21 protein-coding genes are annotated in these 18,652 nt (G+C 70.2%); 14 read left to right on the forward strand and 7 right to left on the reverse strand.

Going from position 1 to position 18,652, the window contains the following annotated elements; genetic code table 11:
- Window positions 1-191 precede the first annotated feature (191 nt).
- Together ACFYPC_RS30405 and ACFYPC_RS30410 are read left to right on the forward strand one after the other, a co-directional pair.
- Complete coding sequence (locus ACFYPC_RS30405; protein ID WP_391889104.1) at window positions 192-884, forward strand: hypothetical protein; 693 nt, start codon at window positions 192-194, stop codon at window positions 882-884.
- 101 nt (window positions 885-985) lie between these two features.
- Window positions 986-2,062 carry a GNAT family N-acetyltransferase gene (locus ACFYPC_RS30410; protein ID WP_391889106.1) on the forward strand — a complete coding sequence of 359 codons (1,077 nt, stop codon included), beginning with the start codon at window positions 986-988 and terminating at the stop codon, window positions 2,060-2,062.
- A 28-nt stretch (window positions 2,063-2,090) separates the two neighbouring features.
- On the opposite strand, the gene ACFYPC_RS30415 is transcribed toward ACFYPC_RS30410, so the two are convergent.
- Both ACFYPC_RS30415 and ACFYPC_RS30420 read right to left on the reverse strand, forming a co-directional pair.
- Window positions 2,091-2,369 carry a DUF4031 domain-containing protein gene (locus ACFYPC_RS30415; RefSeq protein WP_391889109.1) on the reverse strand — a complete coding sequence of 93 codons (279 nt, stop codon included), beginning with the start codon at window positions 2,367-2,369 and terminating at the stop codon, window positions 2,091-2,093.
- On the reverse strand, window positions 2,366-2,806 hold the full coding sequence (locus ACFYPC_RS30420; RefSeq protein WP_391889111.1) for a hypothetical protein: 441 nt from the start codon (window positions 2,804-2,806) through the stop codon (window positions 2,366-2,368). The genes ACFYPC_RS30415 and ACFYPC_RS30420 overlap by 4 nt, the downstream gene beginning before the upstream one ends.
- Window positions 2,807-2,861: 55 nt before the next feature.
- Between ACFYPC_RS30420 and ACFYPC_RS30425 the strand changes: the two genes are divergently transcribed.
- From ACFYPC_RS30425 to ACFYPC_RS30440, 4 genes are all read left to right on the forward strand, one after another.
- Complete coding sequence (locus ACFYPC_RS30425; protein ID WP_391889113.1) at window positions 2,862-3,785, forward strand: MurR/RpiR family transcriptional regulator; 924 nt, start codon at window positions 2,862-2,864, stop codon at window positions 3,783-3,785.
- Between the two features lie 163 nt (window positions 3,786-3,948).
- On the forward strand, window positions 3,949-4,893 hold the full coding sequence (gene murQ, locus ACFYPC_RS30430) for an N-acetylmuramic acid 6-phosphate etherase (protein WP_391889116.1): 945 nt from the start codon (window positions 3,949-3,951) through the stop codon (window positions 4,891-4,893).
- A 16-nt stretch (window positions 4,894-4,909) separates the two neighbouring features.
- Entirely contained in the window at window positions 4,910-6,466 is a 1,557-nt protein-coding gene (locus ACFYPC_RS30435; RefSeq protein ID WP_391889119.1) for a PTS transporter subunit EIIC, read from the forward strand.
- Window positions 6,463-7,050 carry a hypothetical protein gene (locus tag ACFYPC_RS30440; protein WP_391889122.1) on the forward strand — a complete coding sequence of 196 codons (588 nt, stop codon included), beginning with the start codon at window positions 6,463-6,465 and terminating at the stop codon, window positions 7,048-7,050. Before ACFYPC_RS30435 ends, ACFYPC_RS30440 begins: the two co-directional genes overlap by 4 nt.
- 43 nt (window positions 7,051-7,093) lie before the next feature.
- Here ACFYPC_RS30440 and ACFYPC_RS30445 read toward each other — a convergent pair whose 3' ends face one another.
- Entirely contained in the window at window positions 7,094-7,843 is a 750-nt protein-coding gene (locus tag ACFYPC_RS30445) for a helix-turn-helix domain-containing protein (protein WP_391889125.1), read from the reverse strand.
- A gap of 221 nt (window positions 7,844-8,064) precedes the next feature.
- On the opposite strand from ACFYPC_RS30445, the gene ACFYPC_RS30450 reads away from it, so the two are divergent.
- The 3 genes from ACFYPC_RS30450 to ACFYPC_RS30460 all read left to right on the forward strand — a co-directional run bounded on the left by ACFYPC_RS30450 (window position 8,065) and on the right by ACFYPC_RS30460 (window position 10,583).
- Window positions 8,065-8,730 carry a DUF4097 family beta strand repeat-containing protein gene (locus ACFYPC_RS30450; protein ID WP_391889126.1) on the forward strand — a complete coding sequence of 222 codons (666 nt, stop codon included), beginning with the start codon at window positions 8,065-8,067 and terminating at the stop codon, window positions 8,728-8,730.
- Between the two features lie 96 nt (window positions 8,731-8,826).
- On the forward strand, window positions 8,827-9,801 hold the full coding sequence (locus tag ACFYPC_RS30455; protein ID WP_391889129.1) for an ATP-binding cassette domain-containing protein: 975 nt from the start codon (window positions 8,827-8,829) through the stop codon (window positions 9,799-9,801).
- Window positions 9,798-10,583 carry an ABC transporter permease gene (locus ACFYPC_RS30460; protein ID WP_391889132.1) on the forward strand — a complete coding sequence of 262 codons (786 nt, stop codon included), beginning with the start codon at window positions 9,798-9,800 and terminating at the stop codon, window positions 10,581-10,583. Before ACFYPC_RS30455 ends, ACFYPC_RS30460 begins: the two co-directional genes overlap by 4 nt.
- Before the next feature lie 109 nt (window positions 10,584-10,692).
- Here the strand turns inward: ACFYPC_RS30460 and ACFYPC_RS30465 are convergent, their stop codons facing one another.
- Window positions 10,693-11,085: a hypothetical protein gene (locus tag ACFYPC_RS30465; RefSeq protein ID WP_391889135.1), complete on the reverse strand. Its 393-nt coding sequence runs from the start codon at window positions 11,083-11,085 to the stop codon at window positions 10,693-10,695.
- Between the two features lie 111 nt (window positions 11,086-11,196).
- Here ACFYPC_RS30465 and ACFYPC_RS30470 point away from each other — a divergent pair, with 111 nt between their 5' ends.
- The 5 genes from ACFYPC_RS30470 to ACFYPC_RS30490 all read left to right on the forward strand — a co-directional run bounded on the left by ACFYPC_RS30470 (window position 11,197) and on the right by ACFYPC_RS30490 (window position 14,826).
- Complete coding sequence (locus ACFYPC_RS30470; protein WP_391889137.1) at window positions 11,197-12,036, forward strand: Scr1 family TA system antitoxin-like transcriptional regulator; 840 nt, start codon at window positions 11,197-11,199, stop codon at window positions 12,034-12,036.
- The gene (locus ACFYPC_RS30475; RefSeq protein ID WP_391889140.1) at window positions 12,020-12,283 is read left to right on the forward strand and encodes a DUF397 domain-containing protein; all 264 of its coding nucleotides are present in this window, start codon (window positions 12,020-12,022) and stop codon (window positions 12,281-12,283) included. The genes ACFYPC_RS30470 and ACFYPC_RS30475 overlap by 17 nt, the downstream gene beginning before the upstream one ends.
- Window positions 12,284-12,414: 131 nt before the next feature.
- Window positions 12,415-12,957, forward strand: coding sequence for a DinB family protein (locus ACFYPC_RS30480; protein ID WP_391889143.1), 543 nt, complete (start codon window positions 12,415-12,417; stop codon window positions 12,955-12,957).
- Between the two features lie 310 nt (window positions 12,958-13,267).
- Window positions 13,268-14,089 carry a hypothetical protein gene (locus tag ACFYPC_RS30485; protein WP_391889146.1) on the forward strand — a complete coding sequence of 274 codons (822 nt, stop codon included), beginning with the start codon at window positions 13,268-13,270 and terminating at the stop codon, window positions 14,087-14,089.
- Window positions 14,090-14,151: 62 nt separating this feature from the next.
- Entirely contained in the window at window positions 14,152-14,826 is a 675-nt protein-coding gene (locus tag ACFYPC_RS30490; protein WP_391889148.1) for a Uma2 family endonuclease, read from the forward strand.
- Window positions 14,827-14,911: 85 nt separating this feature from the next.
- On the opposite strand, the gene ACFYPC_RS30495 is transcribed toward ACFYPC_RS30490, so the two are convergent.
- The 3 genes from ACFYPC_RS30495 to ACFYPC_RS30505 all read right to left on the reverse strand — a co-directional run bounded on the left by ACFYPC_RS30495 (window position 14,912) and on the right by ACFYPC_RS30505 (window position 18,610).
- The gene (locus ACFYPC_RS30495) at window positions 14,912-16,030 is read right to left on the reverse strand and encodes an NADH:flavin oxidoreductase (protein WP_391889150.1); all 1,119 of its coding nucleotides are present in this window, start codon (window positions 16,028-16,030) and stop codon (window positions 14,912-14,914) included.
- 296 nt (window positions 16,031-16,326) lie between these two features.
- Entirely contained in the window at window positions 16,327-17,952 is a 1,626-nt protein-coding gene (groL, locus tag ACFYPC_RS30500) for a chaperonin GroEL (protein ID WP_391889152.1), read from the reverse strand.
- Window positions 17,953-18,403: 451 nt separating this feature from the next.
- On the reverse strand, window positions 18,404-18,610 hold the full coding sequence (locus tag ACFYPC_RS30505) for a cold-shock protein (protein WP_007382895.1): 207 nt from the start codon (window positions 18,608-18,610) through the stop codon (window positions 18,404-18,406).
- Window positions 18,611-18,652 lie beyond the last annotated feature (42 nt).

The raw sequence follows: 18,652 nt of genomic DNA on the forward strand, positions 1-18,652 counted from the left end.
CCGGGCTGCCCCCCCAAACCCCACACCCCCCGGCGGGGCTGCAGATCCCCCCCCCCCCGCGCTCCCCACCCCCCCCCCCCCCCCCCCCCCGGGGGGGGGGGGGGGCGCCCCCCCCCCGAAACGGGACGGGCAGGGGCGGAGGGGGCGAACAAACCCCACCCCAGCCCACCCGGCACCCGCACAATGACCCCATGCCCGACGACCTCGACGCCCTCGAAACGCTCCGCACCCGCTGGACCCGCGCCCTGGAGGGATCCCGCAACCCCGCCGCCCCGGACCGGACCCCGGACCCGACCCCGACCCCGGACCCGACCCCGTACGCGGACAACCTCCTCACCCGCTGGCGGGAGCCTCAGCGCCGCTACCACACCCTCACCCACCTCACCGCGGTCCTCGACCACATCGACGTGCTGGAGGAGTACGCGGACGCCCCGGACCTGGTGCGCCTGGCCGCCTGGTTCCACGACGCGGTCTACCTGCCGGACCGCTCGGAGAACGAGGAACGCTCGGCCCGCCTGGCCGAACGCGCGCTCCCCGAGGCCGGGGTCTCCTCCCCCGACACGGCGGAGGTGGCCCGCCTGGTCCGCCTCACCGTCGGCCACGCCCCCACGGACGACGACCGCAACGGCCAGGTCCTCTGCGACGCCGACCTGGCCGTCCTGGCCTCGGCCCCGTCGGCGTACGCGGAGTACGCGGCAGCCGTCCGCGAGGAGTACGCCTTCGTCCCGGACGAGGCGTTCCGCGCGGGCAGGGCGGCGATCCTGCGCCAACTCCTGGACCTGCCGAGCCTGTTCAGGACGCCGTACGGTAAACGGGAGTGGGAGGAACCCGCCCGGGAGAACCTCCGCGCGGAGCTCACACGTCTCGGCACCGACTCCGGGTGACCGGGGCCTCGCGGTGACTGCACCGACGTAACCATGAGGAACCATGAGGCCCCGAACAATCCAGTACGTACCGGAGCCCCATCGCGCCTATCCTCACCGGCATGCGAGACATGGGCGGGGACCAGGTGTCGGAGGCCGTGGCGGGCAGCGCGGCACTGCTGCGGACGGTGACCGGGCGAGACTGGGAGGGCGTCAACGCGGGTCGCCTGGACTGGAGTTGCCGCAGGACGGCCGAGCACATCTGCCTCGATCTCCTCATGTACGCGGGCCGGCTGGCCGTGCGCGCCCCGGGCTACGTCCCCTTCGAGATCGTCATGACCCACGGCACCGACAACGCGGGCGTCGTCGATGTGATCGAGACGACCGGTGCCCTGCTGACCGCCGCGATCCGCACGGCACCCCGCGAGGTGCGCGCCTTCCACCCTGCACCGTTCCGCAGTGCGAACCGCGAGGGCTTCGCCGCCATGGGCGTCGCCGAGGTCCTGCTGCACACGCACGACATCGCCGAGGGCCTCGGTATCGCGTACGAGCCCCCGGCCGAACTCTGCGAGGGGGTCCTCACCCGGATCTTTCCGCACGTCAGGCCGGGACCCGACCACTGGCGCACGCTGCTCTGGGCGACCGGCCGCGGCGAACTGCCCGGCCGCGCCCCGGTCACCGAGTGGACCTGGAGCAACAACCTGGTGATCGCTGCCGAGCGGCTCACCCTGCAGGGCGTCACGCCCGCAGCCGCCGCCGATCTGCGCGCGGGCGGCACGGGCGGCTTCGAGTGGATCGAGGGCGGCCCCTTCGAGGGCACACGGGACGCCGCCGGAATGGTCATGAAGGCGTACGAGGCGGGGGTGCACCGCCCTGAGTGGGGCCTCTTCGTCCTGGTACGGACGGCGGACGGCCGAGCGGTCGGCGGCATGGGCTTCCACGGCGCCCCCGACGAGGAGGGCCGCGCCGAGATCGGCTACGACCTGGTGGAGGGCGCCCGCGGGCAGGGTTACGCCACCGAGGCGCTGCGCGCCCTGGCCGGGTGGGCCCTCGCGCGTGACGACGTGAAGTCGCTGTTCGCGACCGTCGACCGGGCCAACGTGCCGTCCCAGGGCGTGATTTCCCGCGCCGGGTTCACGCGGGTGAGCGGGGACCTGGGGCAGGACGGGGAGCAGTACGCGTACGAGCTGCTGAGCTGAGCACGCCGGGCCCGTAACGCATCCGAAGTCACGAACCCCCCGGCCCCGCCCACCTCTTGGCCCTCCGCAGCCCCGCCCCGTACAGCAGCCGCACCACCTCGCGGCTGCTGACCTCCACCGCGCCGGCGCGCACGGCGTCCTCGTACCGGTGCGAGGGGATGTCATAGTGATCGCGCTCGAACGCGCGCCGGGGGGCGCCCAGGTCCTCGGCGAAGGCGTGGAGTTCGTCGTACGAGACGTCGCTGATCAGGTGGGACCACACGCGGCCGTGTCCCGGCCAGGTGGGCGGATCGATGTAGACGGTCACGAGGGCGGGGTCCCGCCGCCCGCCGCGCCGAGCAACCCGACCGACGCCACCTTCACGCCGGCCTGGTGGCACACCCAGTGCGGGTCGGGACCCAGCTCGGGTTCGACCTCCAGGGCGTGCGGGTCGCCGGAGCCGCAGACAGGGCACAGCGGCCAGCGCCCGTACCGTTCGAGGAGACCGTCCTGTACGTCCTGGGCGACCAGGCCGGTCACGTACTCCGCGCCGTCCGGCCACTGCTCGACCCACCAGCGGCGCTGCACCACCGACTCCTCGACGAGCGAGACGACATCGGCGTCGGCGACCTCGCGCGCGGCCAGATCGGCGAGGACGCGGGCGCGAGCCGCGTGCAACGCCTGCTCCAGAGGACTGACAGGGCCGCTGCCGGGGTCACGGGTGGGATCACCGACGGGGTCGGTGGGGTCGCCGATGGGGTTCATGCACCTATTGTGCGCACCCTTGACCGTATGCCCCAGCGGAAAATATCTTTCAGGCGTGACCAATGAAGTGAAGGAAATTTTCGCCGGTGAGGCACCGCCCGCCCCGGCCGCCCTGGCGGCGAAGGTCCGGACGCTCGCCCCCTCGATGACGCGCTCCATGCAACGGGTCGCGGAGGCCGTCGCCGCCGACCCGGCGGGCTGCGCGGCTCTCACGGTCACCGGCCTGGCGGAGCTCACCGGCACCAGCGAGGCGACGGTGGTCCGCACCGCCCGCCTCCTCGGCTACCCCGGCTACCGCGACCTGCGCCTCGCCCTCGCCGGGCTCGCCGCCCAGCAGCAGTCGGGCCGCGCGCCCGCCGTCACCGCGGACATCGCGGTCGACGACCCCATCGCCGACGTGGTCGCCAAGCTCGCCTACGACGAGCAGCAGACCCTCGCCGACACCGCGGCCGGGCTCGACATGACCCAGCTCAGCGCGGCGGTCACCGCGCTCGCCACGGCCCGCCGTATCGACATCTACGGACAGGGGGCCTCCGGCCTCGTCGCCCAGGATCTCGCCCAGAAGCTGTTGCGCATAGGGCTCATGGTCCACGCGCACAGCGACCCGCACCTCGCCGTCACCAACGCGGTGCAGTTGCGCGCCAAGGACGTGGCGATATCCATCACCCACTCCGGCTCCACCGGCGACGTCATCGAACCCCTCCGGGTCGCCTTCGAGCACGGCGCGACGACGGTCGCCATCACCGGCCGCCCGGACGGGCCCGTGACGCAGTACGCGGACCACATCCTCACCACCTCGACGGCCCGCGAGAGCGAGCTGCGGCCGGCGGCGATGTCGTCCCGGACGAGTCAGCTGCTGGTGGTGGACTGCCTGTTCGTGGGGGTCGCCCAGCGGACGTACGAGACTGCGGCGCCGGCGCTGTCGGCCTCGTACGAGGCACTGGCGCACCGGCACAGCCCGCGAGGGCGCTCGCGCTAGCCGGCCCGGGCAAGCTGGATGCCACTGGATGCCACTGGATGTCGTTGGAGTACTACGGGCCCGTCGTGGCTGGTCGCGCTCGCGCGGCGGAGCCGCACATGTCTCCGCCCCGCGCCCCCGAAGGGCGCCTTCTCACCACCGCGCACGGAAAGAGCTGCTCCTCATGACCTCCAACGCCAACCACCACGACCTCCGCGATCTCCGCGCCGAGTTGGAGACCCTCACCACCGAGGCGTTCCGGCCCGAGCTCGCCGAGATCGACCAGTTGCCCACGGTCGAGATCGCCCGGCTCATGAACGGCGAGGACGCGACCGTCCCGGCCGCGGTCGCCGCGCGGCTCCCCCTGATCGCCGCCGCGATCGACGACGTCGCGGAGCGGATGGCCCGGGGCGGACGTCTGATCTACGCGGGCGCGGGCACGGCGGGCCGGCTCGGTGTCCTTGACGCGTCCGAGTGCCCGCCCACCTTCAACACCGACCCGTCCGAGGTGGTGGGCCTGATCGCGGGCGGCCCGCGCGCGATGGTCACCTCGATCGAGGGCGCGGAGGACTCCAGGGAGCTGGCGGCGCGGGACCTCGCGGATCTCGCCCTGACGCCGGACGACACGGTGGTCGGGATCTCCGCCTCCGGCCGCACCCCGTACGCCATCGGCGCGGTCGAACAGGCCCGCAAGCAGGGCGCGTTGACCATCGGCCTGGCCTGCAACGCGGACAGCGCGCTGGCGGCCGCCGCCGACCACGGCATCGAGGTCGTCGTCGGTCCCGAGCTGCTGACGGGCTCCACCCGTCTGAAGGCGGGCACGGCACAGAAGCTGGTCCTGAACATGCTCTCGACGATCACGATGATCCGCCTCGGCAAGACGTACGGGAACCTGATGGTCGACGTACGCGCCTCGAACGAGAAGCTCCACGCCCGCTCCCGCCGTATCGTCGCGCTCGCCACAGGCGCCGCGGACGACGAGATCGAGCGGGCGCTGGCCGCCACGGACGGCGAGGTGAAGAACGCGATTCTCACCATCCTGGGCGGCGTAGACGGCCCGACGGCCGCCCGCCTTCTGGAGGAGAGCCACGGCCACTTGCGCGCGGCGCTGGCGGCGGCGCCCCACTGACCAGCACCCTCAGGTGGTGCGCACTCCGAAAGACCCCACCGCCCCCGCCGCCACCGCGGCAGCCCTGCTCCCCCTCCTCGGCGGCCCCGCGAACATCACCTCCGTGGCCCACTGCATGACCCGCCTCCGCGTGGGCCTGCGGGACCGGAGCCTCGTCCAGGAGGAGTCCCTGCGAGCCCTCCCCGCCGTCCTCGGCGTGGTCACGGACGACGACACGTACCAGGTCGTACTGGGTCCCGGCACCGTCGCCCGGGTGACCCCGGAGTTCGAGGCGCTCCTCACGACGGCAGGTGAACTCGCCGCCAAAGGAGCCGAGTTGAAGGAGGCTCAGGGCCGGCGCAACGCCACCCCCACCAAGCTCCTCCTACGCCGCGTCGCGAACATCTTCGTCCCGCTGATCCCCGCCCTGATCGGCTGCGGAGTCATCGCGGGCCTCAACGGCCTGCTGGTCAACCTCGGTTGGCTCCCGTCCATCACCCCCGCCCTCGCCGCCATCGCCTCCGGCTTCATGGCGCTGATCGCGGTCTTCGTCGGCTACAACACGGCGAAGGAGTTCGGCGGCACCCCGATCCTGGGCGGCGCGGTCGCGGCGGTCATCGTGTACGCGGGGGTCGCGAAGGTGACGGCGTTCGGGATGACACTGGCGCCGGGCCAGGGCGGCGTACTCGGCGCACTGGCCGCCGCGCTCCTCGGCACGTACGTCGAGAAGTGGTGCCGCCGCTGGGTCCCCGAGGCCCTGGACGTCCTGGTCACCCCCACTCTCACGGTCCTGCTCACCGGCCTGGTGACCCTGTACGCCCTCATGTACGCGGCCGGCGAGCTCTCGACCGCCATCGGCACGGCCGCCGACTGGCTCCTCGCCACCACCGGCGCCTTCGCCGGCCTGATCCTCGGCGGCCTCTTCCTCCCCCTCGTCATGCTCGGCCTGCACCAGGCCCTCATCCCCATCCACACCACCCTCATCGAACAGCAGGGCTACACGGTCCTGCTCCCCATCCTCGCCATGGCGGGCGCGGGCCAGGTGGGCGCGGCCCTGGCGGTCTACGTCCGCCTCCGCCACGACCGTTCCATGCGTACGACCATCAAGTCGGCGCTCCCGGCGGGGCTGCTGGGCGTGGGCGAACCCCTCATCTACGGTGTCTCGCTCCCCCTGGGCCGCCCCTTCCTGACCGCCTGCGCGGGCGGCGCGGCGGGCGGCGCCTTCATCGGCTTCTTCGCGACGCTCGGCGACAAGGTGGGCTCGACGGCTATCGGGCCCTCGGGCTGGGCGCTGTTCCCGCTCCTGGCAGGCAGCGGAGGACTGGCGACGACGGCCGCGATCTACGCCGGCGGACTGCTGACCGGCTATGCGGTGGGCTTCGGGGCGACGTACGTATTCGGTCTCGGGCCCTCCCTCAAGGGCGCCTTGATCGGCACGGCGAGGGGGACTCTCGATGGCGCTGTGAATGACACTGTCACTGGCACTGGCAGTGGCAATGGCTCTGTCAGCAGCTCTGTCAGTGGCGCTGTCAGTGGCGTGTGCGACCCTTCGGGAAGTCAGGAGAACGCCCGGGGAGGGAACCGAACACCGTGAACCACGCACAGCTCACCGCTCTCGGCCGCGCCCTGCGTGTCCTTGGCGAGCACGGCGACGCGCTGAGCGCCGACACCACCGACGCGAAGCTGCACGAGGTGAAGGCGGACCTGAAGAGGGCCCTCGACCTGCTCGACGAGACGGTCACGACGGCCGCACCCACCACCCGCTGCTCCGAGCACCCGAACGGCCCGGTCGACAAGGCCGCCGCCGACCTCTGCCTGCTCTGCGAGACCCGTCGCCGCACCGCCCGCCGCTCCCAGGTGAACGACGCCTACTCGCACGGCCGCCCCCTCGGCCCGGAAGAGGCCCCCGAGCGCACGAAGTCCCGCTACGGCCTGCGCGAAGACCGCCCCCAGCCCCAGCAGCGCTGGCTCCCGGAAGTCTGGAACGGGCAGGCCTGGCAACTCTGCGGCACCCCCCGCCGCGACCGCATCGAAGCCGAGCGCTACCTCGCCGCCGAGCGCAAGACCCCCCGCCCAGGCATGGCCTACCGCCTGATCCACGAGTTCACGGACTACGAGGTGCTGCGAATCTGGGGCACCCCGGTAAAGATCGACATCGAACCGATGGGCAACCTCTAGACACCGCGCCCCGCGCCGATGCGCTCCGCACCCGTCGGGCGGCCTAGTCCGAACTTGGCGCGGCCGTGCCGTCCGAGGACGTTTCGGGTTTCGTGCGGAGGATCTCGCGGGCCTGCTCCGCGGCACGGGCGACAGCTTCACTGACGAAGTCGAGGAAGCGGGCGACGTTCTCCAGGCGGGTGGCGGCCGGGGTGCCCGGGACGAGGACGCCGACGCCCTGCCGTGCGATCTCGACGATCTGGGCGGTGGACCGGGCGCTGGCCATCATCGACTCGTACCAGATGTCGTCGTCGACGACATAGCGCTCGCGGCGGCGTTCGTCGCGTTCCCGGCGGACCATGCCCTGGCTCTCCAGGAACGCGATCGCCTTGGAGACGGACGCCGGGCTGACCTGGAGGCGCTGGACGAGTTCGGACGCGGTGAGGCTGCCCGAGTCGGTGAGGGTGAGGCAGGCCATCACCCGGGCCGTCATCGTGGTCATGCCCGAAGCCATCATGACGGTGGTGAACGTCTCCTCGTACGCGCGCACGGCCTCGGCGTCACGCCCGTGGGCCTGCGGGGGCGCTTCCACACCTCGGGGCGCCGCCTGCGTGCGCCGGTGGGCGCGGTGCTCGGTGGCGCGGTGGGCCAGGTCGGCGCGGTAGGCCGTGGGGCCGCCGTTGCGCATCACCTCACGTGTGACCGTCGAGGTCGGGCGATCGAGACCTCTGGCGATCTCCGCATAGGCGAGGCCGTCGGCCAGCCCCAGCGCGATCTGCCGCCGTTCCTGCTGGGTGAGCCTGCCTCCGGGCATTTCGGTCTCCTTCGTTCTCCTTGATGCCTCCAGCATAGCGTTCACCTTCAATCCATTGCAACGAGCCGCTAGCCGTTGTTGCATTAGCTTCGAGAGCCGTTGCAACGATTAACCAGCTTTCACCTGCGCTAATGCCGCTCGTTCGCAACAAAGGCATTGAAGGATCATCGAACGCAACGTAGCTTTTCCATCAACGGAAACAACGAACCAAGGAGAGCACCATGCAGAAGTTCGACACCCCCGCCCCGGTTGCCGCCGTCCTGGACATCCCCGCCGGACGCGTCCAGCTCATCGCCGCCGACCGGGCAGACACCACGGTCGAAGTCCTGCCGACGGACGCTTCGAAGGGCCGCGACGTGAAGGCGGCGGAGCAGGTCACGGTCGCCTACGACGACGGCGTCCTGCGGATCGGGACCGCACCGGCGAAGAACCGGATCCTCGGCCCCACCGGATCCGTCGAGGTGACCATCCAACTGCCCACCGGTTCCCGCATCGAGGCAAAGGCCGCCGCCACCGAACTCCGGGGTGTCGGACGCCTCGGCGACATCGCCTTCGAAGGCGCCTACCGCAAGATCAAGATCGACGAGGCCGCCAGTGTCCGCCTCACCGCGATCGACGGCGACGTCGAGGTCGGCCGGCTCCACGGCCCCGCGGAGATCAGCACCGCAAGGGGCGACATCCGGATCACCGAGGCCGTGCGCGGCACGGTCGAACTGCGCACCCAGTCCGGCGACATCTCGGTTGCCGCCGCCACCGGCGTTTCCGCCTCCCTGGACGCCCGCACCGGCCACGGCCGCGTCAGCAACGCCCTCAAGAACGACGGCACCACCGAACTCGACATCCGCGCCACCACCTCCCACGGCGACATCACGGCCCGCAGCCTCTGACCACCGCCCGCCACCGCGCCGCCCACCGCCCGCCGCCTCTGAGCCTCCACACCTCTACACCTCTACGCCTCTACGCCCCTAAAAGGAGCACTCATCATGACCAACCCGGCCATCGCGGCGAACGGGCTGCGCAAGTCCTACGGGGACAGGACAGTTCTCGACGGCATCGACCTGACCGTCCCCGAAGGAACCGTCTTCTCCCTGCTCGGCCCGAACGGCGCCGGCAAGACCACCGCCGTCAAGATCCTCTCCACCCTCATCACCGCCGACGCCGGTGACCTGCACGTCGGCGGCAACAACCTGGCCACCGACCCGCAGGCGGTGCGCGCCGCGATCGGTGTCACCGGCCAGTTCTCCGCCGTCGACGGCCTGATCACCGGCGAGGAGAACATGCTCCTCATGGCCGACCTGCACCACCTGCCCAAGGAGGAGGGAAGGCGGGCCAGCGCCGAACTCCTAGAGCGTTTCGACCTCACCGAGGCCGCCAGGAAGCCCGCCTCCACCTACTCCGGCGGCATGAAGCGCCGCCTCGACCTGGCGATGACGCTGGTCGGCAACCCGCGGATCATCTTCCTCGACGAACCGACCACCGGCCTCGACCCGCGCAGCCGCCACAACATGTGGCAGATCATCCGCGCGCTCGTCTCCGACGGCGTCACCGTCTTCCTCACCACCCAGTACCTGGAAGAGGCCGACGAACTCGCCGACCGCATCGCCGTGTTGAACAACGGCAAGATCGCCGCCGAGGGCACCGCCGACGAACTCAAGCGGCTCATCCCCGGCGGACACGTCCGCCTCCGCTTCACCGACCCGACCGCCTACCAGTCCGCCGCCACCGCACTGCGCGAAAGCACCAGGAACGACGAGGCACTGTCCCTCCAGATTCCCAGCGACGGCACCCAGCGCGAACTGCGCGCCATCCTCGACTGGCTGGACTCCGCCGGCGTCGAGGCCGACGAGTTGACGGTCCACACCCCCGACCTCGACGACGTGTTCTTCGCCCTCACCAGCCCCACCAGCATCCCCAACCAGCCCAACCAGCCCAACCAGCCCAAGGAGAACGTCCGATGAGCACCCTCTCCCTCGCCGTACGCGACTCCAACACCATGCTCCGCCGCAACCTGCTGCACGCCCGCCGCTACCCCTCCCTCACCCTGAACCTCCTCCTCACGCCGATCATGCTGCTCCTGCTCTTCGTCTACATCTTCGGCGACGTGATGAGCGCGGGCATCGGTGGCGCGGACCGCTCCGACTACATCGCCTACATCGTCCCGGGCATCCTGATGATGACCATCGGCTCCACCGTGATCGGGGCCGCGGTGTCCGTCGCCACCGACATGTCCGAGGGGATCATCGCCCGCTTCCGTACGATGGCGATCCACCGCGGCTCCGTGATCATCGGGCACGTCGTCGGCAGTGTGCTGCAGGTGCTCGCCAGTCTGGTCCTCGTCGGTGCCGTCGCGGTGGCCATCGGCTTCAGGTCCACGGACGCCACGGCCCTGGAGTGGCTGGCAGCCTTCGGACTCCTCGCCCTCTTCGCCCTGGCGCTCACCTGGATCGCGGTCGGGATGGGCATGGCCAGCCCGAACGCCGAAGCGGCCAGCAACATGGCGATGCCGCTGATCCTCCTCCCGCTCCTCTCCAGCGCCTTCATCCCGGCCGACACGATGCCGGGCTGGTTCCAGCCGATCGCCGAGTACCAGCCCTTCACCCCCGCCATCGAAACCCTGCGCGGTCTGCTCCTCGGCACCGAGATCGGCAACAACGGATGGCTCGCCATCGCCTGGTGTCTCGCACTGACCGCGCTCGGCTACCTCTGGTCGACCGCGAAGTTCAACAGCGACCCGAAGTAACCGCCATGACAGCGCGGGCCGCCTCCCGCAACTCGTCCCGCCCCAGGGCGGCGTACCCCCGACACCGCGTCGGCGTACGCCGCCCTGGCGGCGATCCCGGACGGCTGCTTCAGGGGAGGCGCGCCTCACGGTTCCTCTCCCGTACCCGCGCCCGCAACACCTCCTCCTGCGCCGCAGGCCCTGTCGACTCCGGCGGGCAGTCCCACTCCCGGCCCCCGCCCATGGGCCGCAACTGAGCGTTCCCGCCCACATGCCCCATCACCTCGCCGACCCGCCCGTCCCGTACGTCGACGACGTGCGCCCCGACCGGCGGCCGCTCCCCGCGCAGCACGGACGCCAGCTTCTCGGCCGTACGTACGTTGCAGCGCCCCAGGACGACCAGGGCGAACGGCTCGTCGCTCGCGCCGGTCACCGGGTCGACACACAGGGACGGCAGGACGACACCCACGCCCGTGAGCGCATCCCGAAGCGAGGCGACGACCTCTTCCGTCGATCGCAGCATTCCTTCACCTCCACGCAGAGTTCACTGTTCGCAACACAGCGTGTCCATCACCCGCCTAACCTGGCCAGACAGGGCGCCCCAACAACATCGACTGTCGGACAGGGAGTTGCCGTGGCAGGACCGAAGGACCTCGACCCGTCGTCATCCCCACGCGCCCTGCTGGGCGCCGAGCTGCGGCATGCCCGGGAGAAGGCCGACCTCAGCCAGGAGGAGTTGGGGCAACGGCTGTTCGTGAGCGGCTCGTTCATCGGGCAGTTGGAGGCAGGCACGCGGCGGATGCAGCCGGAGTACGCCCGGATGCTGGACGAGGTGCTGGGGACGGAGGACTTCTTCGCGCGGAACTGCCGTGCGGTGGCGAAGTCCAAGTATCCGGAGCACTTTGCGGAGGCGGCGGAGGCGGAAGCCACGGCGACGGAGATCCGGCAGTACTCGACCATGCTCATCCCCGGGCTGCTCCAGACACCCGCGTACGCGCGAGCCGTGTGCCGCGCGTATCAGCCGACGGCGCCGGACGAGACGATCGAGGAGCTGGTGTCCGCCCGGATCGATCGGGCCCGAGTCCTCGACGATCCAACAGAGCCGTTGTTGTGGGCGGTGGTTGACGAGGCCGCGTTGCGCCGGACGACGGGCGGTCGCGAGGTGATGACGGAGGCCCTGCGCCACGTCGTCGGCCTGATCCGTCGGCACCGGGTCATCGTGCAGGTGCTGCCGTTCGAGGCAGGGGCACACCCAGCGATGCAGGGCCCCATCAAGCTGATGGACTTCGAGGACGCCCCTCCACTCGTCTACTTCGAGGGTGTCGGCACCGGTCGCCTGGAGGACGACCCGGCCACCGTCAGGCACCACCGCCTCACCTACGAACTCCTCTCGGCCTGCGCGCTGTCCCCCGAGAAGTCCCTGGCCTTGATCGAGGAGATGGCGCAGGATTACGCGCATGAGGAGCATCCCTGAGTACAACCCGGACACGGCCACTTGGTACAAGTCCAGCTACAGCGGCGGCAGTGGCGGCGACTGCCTGGAAGTCGCCCGCTGGCGCAAGTCGACGTACAGCGGCGGCGATGGCGGCGACTGCCTCGAAATAGCCGACGGCCACCCCACCCTCGTCCCCGTCCGTGACTCCAAGACCCCCCTGGGCCCGAAGCTCACGTTCCGAGCCGAGGCATGGTCGGCCTTCGTCGAGAACCTCAAGCACGACTGACTCACCGCCGCCCCGAAGCTCAAGCCTCCCGATTGTCCCGTCGTCGCGGTCCATTGAGGTCAGAATCTGACCTCAATGGTTCCTAGCGTGGCTCTCGACCGACGGACCGGGAACCACGGAGGGCCAAGACCATGACCGACGCCATGACCGTCAACGCGAAGACCACCACCGGCGAGCGCGCCGACCTGCTGGAGGCGCTGGCCAAGCAGCGGCACTTCCTGCGTTTCACCACCCGCGACCTCACCGACGAGCAGGCCGGGCGGCGCACCACCGCGAGCGAACTGTGCCTGGGCGGCCTGATCAAACACGTCACATCGGTGGAACGGAACTGGGTGGACTTCATCCAAAACGGCCCGTCGGCCATGGGGGACTTCACCGCCATGACCGAGGCCGACTGGGCCCGGCGGGCCGACGAGTTCCGGATGCTGCCCGGGGAGACACTGGCCGGCGTACTGGCGGACTACGCCGAGACGGCCCGCCGTACCGACGAACTGGTTGCCGCCCTGCCCGACTTGGACGCCGCCCACCCCCTGCCGAAGGCCCCGTGGTTCGAGCCCGGGGCGCAGTGGTCGGCCCGCAGGACGCTGCTGCACCTCGTCGTCGAGACCGCCCAGCACTCAGGTCACGCCGACATCATCCGCGAGTCCCTGGACGGCTCCAAGAGCATGGGCTGATCGGGAGAGGCAACCCGGCCCCAACTCCCCGACCAGACCGCCCCGAAGCTCAAGCCCCCAGCTCCGAGCCCTCTTTCTGAGGATTGGGAGGCGGGCCCCAACCCGCCCTCCCACCCCGCGAGTTGACTTGAAGCAACCGACTTGCCACGGACAGTCACAAGGGCTTAGCGTGCCCGCATAACGAACAGCCCCCGCCAGGTGCGGCAAACACCTGCGGGGGCTTGACCAACAAGATCGAAAGAGACTCGATCCCATGGCTGACGCCAAGCTTAATGCTGCCTTCCTGCCTACGCACGCTCTCCCACACCCAATGGCCAATCCGGGTTACGGAAAGCGTTCGGCCCCTGACCAACTACCCCGAACAGCCCACGACTTCGCGCACCTCCCGCCCCGCGAAGCGGCCATCGCGGCGTACATCGACAAGCTCCCCGGCGGCGCCGACATCTCCGTAAAGACGCTGGCCAAGACACTCCCGTACGGACAGTGCGCCCTGCGCACAGCCCTCAACAACCTCCAGCGGGCGGGCCACTTGCGCCGGGGTCGCGAACACCTGGCCGACTCGGGCAGCCCGCGCTGGATCACCCGATCGTGGTTCTCCCGTACGCCACGGGACGACGACTGGTGGACGTCGTTCACGCGAGGCGACGTACCGCAGGAGGCGCCGGAAGCTCCTGCCAGGCCCACCCGCTCCCGCGCATACATCCTGCTGGCGGCGCTGGGCCGGGCGACCCCGGCGCTGTCTCTGTCCGCCGCGGCCTGCGCAGAGCTCGCGCCCCTGCTGACGGAATGGTTCGCGAGGGGCGCCACCGACGAACACGTACTCCAGGCCCTGACCTCGGGCCTCCCGACCCCGGTCCACAGCCCGGCCGCCCTCGTCCGCCGCCGCCTGACGTCCAAGCTCCCACCCGAACCCGCCCCCACTCCCGCACGCCCGCCCCTCCGCGTCCTGGAGTGCGCGAAGTGCGGGGTCCCGGGCCGCCCGGAGGCCCTGCCGGGCGGCATCTGCGGCGCATGCCGGGGCGAGGCCGCCCCGCCCCGGCATACCGCCCCTCTGCCGTCCTCCGCAGTCCACGCCCACGCCGCCGCGGCCCGCGCGGCGATGGTCGACCGACGAGAAAGGCCACGCCTATGACCGCTCCCACGGTCCGAAAACACCCAGCCGGGGCACCATGGTGGGAAGGAGGCGACACCACCATGACCTTTGGCACCAGGCGCCCGCAGATGTCCGTCGAGGACTTCGAAGAGCTGGCAAGTAAGGCCCCGAAGAACGTCCAGCTCGAATTCCTCGATGGACGGCTGTACGTGAAGGGTGACCACATCGAGGTCGACGACTTCGAGGAACTCGCCCGCAGGGCACCTGAGGGCGTCAAGCTCGAACTCATCGACGGAAAGCTAGAGGTCAAACCGTTGCCGGATCAGCGCCACAGGGCCATTGTGGTGTGGCTCAGCCGGCTGTTCATGCAGCACCGCCCTGAACTGGCCCTGTACCCGGAGCAAGGGCTCAAGATCGGCGCCTACCGCAAAGGCAACGCATGCGCGGACGCGGCGTTGGCGCCGCTCGATCACTTCATCGCGCAGGACGGCGAATGGGCCGATCCGAAGGGTGTCCTCATGGTCGTCGAGGTCACCTCCCGAGACCGTGACACCGACCGGCGCGACCGCATCGACAAGGTGCGCGGATACGCGGAAGCAGGCATCCCCGTCTACCTGCTCATCGACCGGGACAACGACACCCTCGTCGTGCACAAGGACCTGAAGAACGGGACGTACCAGCAGAGCCCGTCGTACCCGTACGGAGCCGTGGTCGAGCTCCCCGTCCCCGTGAACATGACCCTGGAAACCGAGAAGCTCAAGGACTACGCCGACTGACCCGCCCTCTCAACGCCGAAGGGCGGCACCCCCAGGAGAAGAGGTGTCGCCCTCGGCGTAAAGGCCCTACGAGCGGAGCCGAGGGTCAGCTCAGTGACTTCAGCGCCGACGGGTCGTACGCCGCCAACTCGTCGTGGCGTCCGTCCAGGACCTTCGCTGCCCACTCCGGGTCCTGGAGCAGGGCGCGGCCTACCGCGACGAGGTCGAACTCGTCGCGGTCCAGGCGGTCCAGGAGGTTGTCGAGGCCCGCTGCCGCCGCGCCCTCGCCCGCGAAGGCGCGGAGGAAGTCGCCATCGAGGCCGACCGAGCCGACGGTGATGGTGGGCTTGCCCGTCAGCTTCTTCGTCCAGCCGGCCAGGTTGAGGTCCGAGCCCTCGAACTCCGGGAGCCAGTAGCGGCGCGTGGAGGCGTGGAAGGCGTCCACTCCGGCATCGGCGAGCGGAGTCAGCAGGGCGCCGAGTTCCTCGGGGGTCTCCGCGAGGCGGGCGTCGTAGGCCTCCTGCTTCCACTGCGAGTAGCGGAAGAGGATGGGGAAGTTGGGGGAGACCGCGGCGCGGACCGCGGCGACGATCTCGGTCGCGAACTTCGTACGGGCGACCAGGTCGCCGCCGTACGCGTCGGTGCGGCGGTTGGTGCCCTCCCACAGGAACTGGTCGATCAGGTAGCCGTGCGCGCCGTGCAGTTCGACGCCGTCGAAGCCGATCCGCTCGGCGTCGGCCGCTGCCTCGGCGAACGCGGCGATGACGTCGTCCAGGTCGGCCTGGGTCATCTCCTTGCCCGCACCCGCCTTGCCGTCGAGCCGCAGACCGGACGGGCCGACCGCGGGGGCGTCCGCGAACGGCGGGTCGCCGGCGCTGCGGACCATGCCGATGTGCCAGAGCTGCGGCACGATCTTCCCGCCTGCCGCGTGCACCGCCTCGGCGACCTTCGCCCAGCCCGCCAGCTGCTCCTCGCCGTGGAAGCGGGGAATCCTGTCACTCTGTCCGGCCGAGTCGTGACCGACGTACGTGCCCTCGGTGACGATGAGGCCCACGCCCGCGGCGGCGCGGCGGGCGTAGTACGACGCCACGTCCGCGCCGGGAACTCCGCCCGGGGAGAACTGGCGGGTCATCGGCGCCATGACGATCCGGTTCGGGACGGTCAGGCCGTTGAGGGAGACGGGGCGGGCCAGGATCTGGGCCGCGCGGGAGGGGGCGGTTGTCACGTGAGGGCTCCTGGGGGAAAGAGGTCGGTCGGATGTCGGGCAGAAGGGCGGGATGCGCGTGCATAGGTATATGTGGTGGATATGTGCACGCGCATTGATCTCCGTCAGCAGCGTCAACCGCCTCGCCCGTCACCGCATTCCGGCCCCCGCACACCCACCGCGTGATCCAGCACACGAGTCCGGACCCGCATCGGCCCGACCCCGCAAACGCCCGAGGGCGGCACCCCCTGGAAGAAGGGGTGCCGCCCTCGGTACGAAGGACGGTGATCAACCGGGAGCCGAGGCCCCGAGGTCGATCAGAAGTCCATGTCACCGCCCGGCATGCCGCCCGGAGCGCCGCCGGCAGCGGCCTTCTCCGGCTTGTCGGCGATGACGGCCTCGGTGGTGAGGAACAGCGCGGCGATGGAGGCGGCGTTCTGCAGGGCAGAGCGCGTGACCTTCGCCGGGTCGATGATGCCTTCGGCGATCATGTCGACGTACTCACCGGTCGCGGCGTTCAGGCCGTGGCCGACGGGCAGGTTGCGCACCTTCTCGACGATGACGCCACCCTCGAGACCACCGTTGATGGCGATCTGCTTGAGCGGGGCCTCCAGGGCGAGCCGCACGGCGTTGGCGCCGGTCGCCTCGTCACCCGTGAGCTCCAGCTTCTCGAAGACCGAGGAGGCCTGGATGAGGGCCACGCCACCACCGGCGACGATGCCCTCCTCGACGGCCGCCTTCGCGTTGCGAACGGCGTCCTCGATGCGGTGCTTGCGCTCCTTGAGCTCGACCTCGGTGGCGGCACCGGCCTTGATGACGGCCACGCCGCCCGCGAGCTTCGCCAGGCGCTCCTGGAGCTTCTCGCGGTCGTAGTCCGAGTCGGAGTTCTCGATCTCGGCGCGGATCTGGTTGACCCGGCCGGCGACCTGGTCGGCAGAGCCGGAGCCGTCGACGATCGTCGTCTCGTCCTTGGTGATGACGACCTTGCGGGCACGGCCCAGCAGGTCGACACCCGCGTTCTCCAGCTTGAGGCCGACCTCCTCGGAGATGACCTCGCCGCCCGTGAGGATGGCGATGTCGCCGAGCATGGCCTTGCGGCGGTCACCGAAGCCCGGAGCCTTGACGGCGACGGACTTGAAGGTGCCACGGATCTTGTTGACGACCAGCGTCGACAGAGCCTCGCCCTCGACGTCCTCGGCGATGATCAGCAGCGGCTTGCCCGACTGCATGACCTTCTCCAGGAGCGGGAGCAGGTCCTTGACGTTGGCGATCTTCGAGTTGGCGATCAGGATGTAGGGGTCGTCGAGGACGGCCTCCATACGCTCCATGTCGGTGGCGAAGTACGCCGAGATGTAGCCCTTGTCGAAGCGCATACCCTCGGTGAGTTCCAGCTCCAGACCGAAGGTCTGGGACTCCTCGACGGTGATGACGCCTTCCTTGCCGACCTTGTCCATCGCCTCGGCGATGAGCTCGCCGATCTGGGTGTCGGCGGCGGAGATGGAGGCCGTGGAAGCGATCTGCTCCTTGGTCTCGACATCCTTGGCCTGCTCGAGCAGGGCACCGGAGACGGCCTCGACGGCCTTCTCGATACCACGCTTGAGGGCCATCGGGTTGGCACCCGCGGCTACGTTGCGCAGGCCCTCGCGGACCAGCGCCTGCGCCAGAACGGTCGCGGTGGTCGTACCGTCGCCGGCGACGTCGTCCGTCTTCTTGGCGACTTCCTTGACCAGCTCGGCGCCGATCTTCTCGTACGGGTCCTCGAGCTCGATCTCCTTGGCGATGGAAACACCATCGTTGGTGATCGTGGGGGCGCCCCACTTCTTCTCGAGGACGACGTTGCGGCCCTTGGGACCAAGGGTCACCTTGACGGCGTCGGCGAGCTGGTTCATCCCGCGCTCGAGACCGCGCCGCGCCTCCTCGTTGAACGCGATGATCTTGGCCATGTGAAGTGGTCCTCCCGGACTGGGGTGGATTGCTCCGGACCGCGCCCGCGCCCGCGACGGACGGCCTGCCTGCCATGCGGTTCCTTGCCCCACCTGGCCTGCGGGCCTCACTGACCCGGTCCTCGTTGTCACTCTCACCTGCAGAGTGCTAACGCCAATGATTAGCACTCGCCCCTACCGAGTGCAAGCGGCTCGGGAAGATCCCCAGGTGAAGCAGGGGGCGCGCACGGCGCGAACACAGCCCGAGGGACCGATCGGCAGCGGGCAGACCGAGGGCTTGAACCCTGGTGCGGGCAGCGGGCAGAGCGAGGGCCCGCAGCTGGTGCGGGCAGCGGGGCAGACCGAAGGCCCGAACCTGGTGCGGGCAGCGGGGCAGACCGAAGGGCCCGCACCCCTGGTGGAGGTGCGGGCCCTTCGTCACGTCGAACAGAACAATCAGTCGGCGCGTGCTTCAGCCGGTCGCCAGCCGGACCATGTCCGCCTGCGGCCCTTTCTGGCCCTGCGAGATCTCGAACTCGACCCGCTGGCCCTCTTCAAGGGTGCGGTAGCCGTCCATCTGAATCGCGCTGTAGTGGACGAATACATCCGCACCACCGTCGACCGCGATGAAGCCGTACCCCTTCTCCGCGTTGAACCACTTGACGGTGCCCTGAGCCATGCCTAACTCCCCTATTACTGGCCCTTGCACAGGACCGCACTT

It is taken from the genome of Streptomyces sp. NPDC005808 (assembly GCF_042871385.1).
Classification (GTDB): Bacteria; Actinomycetota; Actinomycetes; order Streptomycetales; family Streptomycetaceae; genus Streptomyces.

Excerpts from the sequence above, each read along its gene's own strand:
- ACFYPC_RS30490 (WP_391889148.1), top strand. The coding sequence starts at position 14,152 with ATGACCTTTGGCACCAGGCGCCCGCAGATGTCCGTCGAGGACTTCGAA.
- ACFYPC_RS30505 (WP_007382895.1), bottom strand. The coding sequence starts at position 18,610 with ATGGCTCAGGGCACCGTCAAGTGGTTCAACGCGGAGAAGGGGTACGGC.
- groL (WP_391889152.1), bottom strand. The coding sequence starts at position 17,952 with ATGGCCAAGATCATCGCGTTCAACGAGGAGGCGCGGCGCGGTCTCGAG.
- ACFYPC_RS30455 (WP_391889129.1), top strand. The coding sequence starts at position 8,827 with ATGACCAACCCGGCCATCGCGGCGAACGGGCTGCGCAAGTCCTACGGG.
- ACFYPC_RS30445 (WP_391889125.1), bottom strand. The coding sequence starts at position 7,843 with ATGCCCGGAGGCAGGCTCACCCAGCAGGAACGGCGGCAGATCGCGCTG.
- ACFYPC_RS30410 (WP_391889106.1), top strand. The coding sequence starts at position 986 with ATGCGAGACATGGGCGGGGACCAGGTGTCGGAGGCCGTGGCGGGCAGC.
- ACFYPC_RS30475 (WP_391889140.1), top strand. The coding sequence starts at position 12,020 with ATGAGGAGCATCCCTGAGTACAACCCGGACACGGCCACTTGGTACAAG.
- ACFYPC_RS30480 (WP_391889143.1), top strand. The coding sequence starts at position 12,415 with ATGACCGACGCCATGACCGTCAACGCGAAGACCACCACCGGCGAGCGC.
- murQ (WP_391889116.1), top strand. The coding sequence starts at position 3,949 with ATGACCTCCAACGCCAACCACCACGACCTCCGCGATCTCCGCGCCGAG.
- ACFYPC_RS30450 (WP_391889126.1), top strand. The coding sequence starts at position 8,065 with ATGCAGAAGTTCGACACCCCCGCCCCGGTTGCCGCCGTCCTGGACATC.
- ACFYPC_RS30485 (WP_391889146.1), top strand. The coding sequence starts at position 13,268 with ATGGCCAATCCGGGTTACGGAAAGCGTTCGGCCCCTGACCAACTACCC.
- ACFYPC_RS30420 (WP_391889111.1), bottom strand. The coding sequence starts at position 2,806 with ATGAACCCCATCGGCGACCCCACCGACCCCGTCGGTGATCCCACCCGT.
- ACFYPC_RS30465 (WP_391889135.1), bottom strand. The coding sequence starts at position 11,085 with ATGCTGCGATCGACGGAAGAGGTCGTCGCCTCGCTTCGGGATGCGCTC.
- ACFYPC_RS30405 (WP_391889104.1), top strand. The coding sequence starts at position 192 with ATGCCCGACGACCTCGACGCCCTCGAAACGCTCCGCACCCGCTGGACC.
- ACFYPC_RS30460 (WP_391889132.1), top strand. The coding sequence starts at position 9,798 with ATGAGCACCCTCTCCCTCGCCGTACGCGACTCCAACACCATGCTCCGC.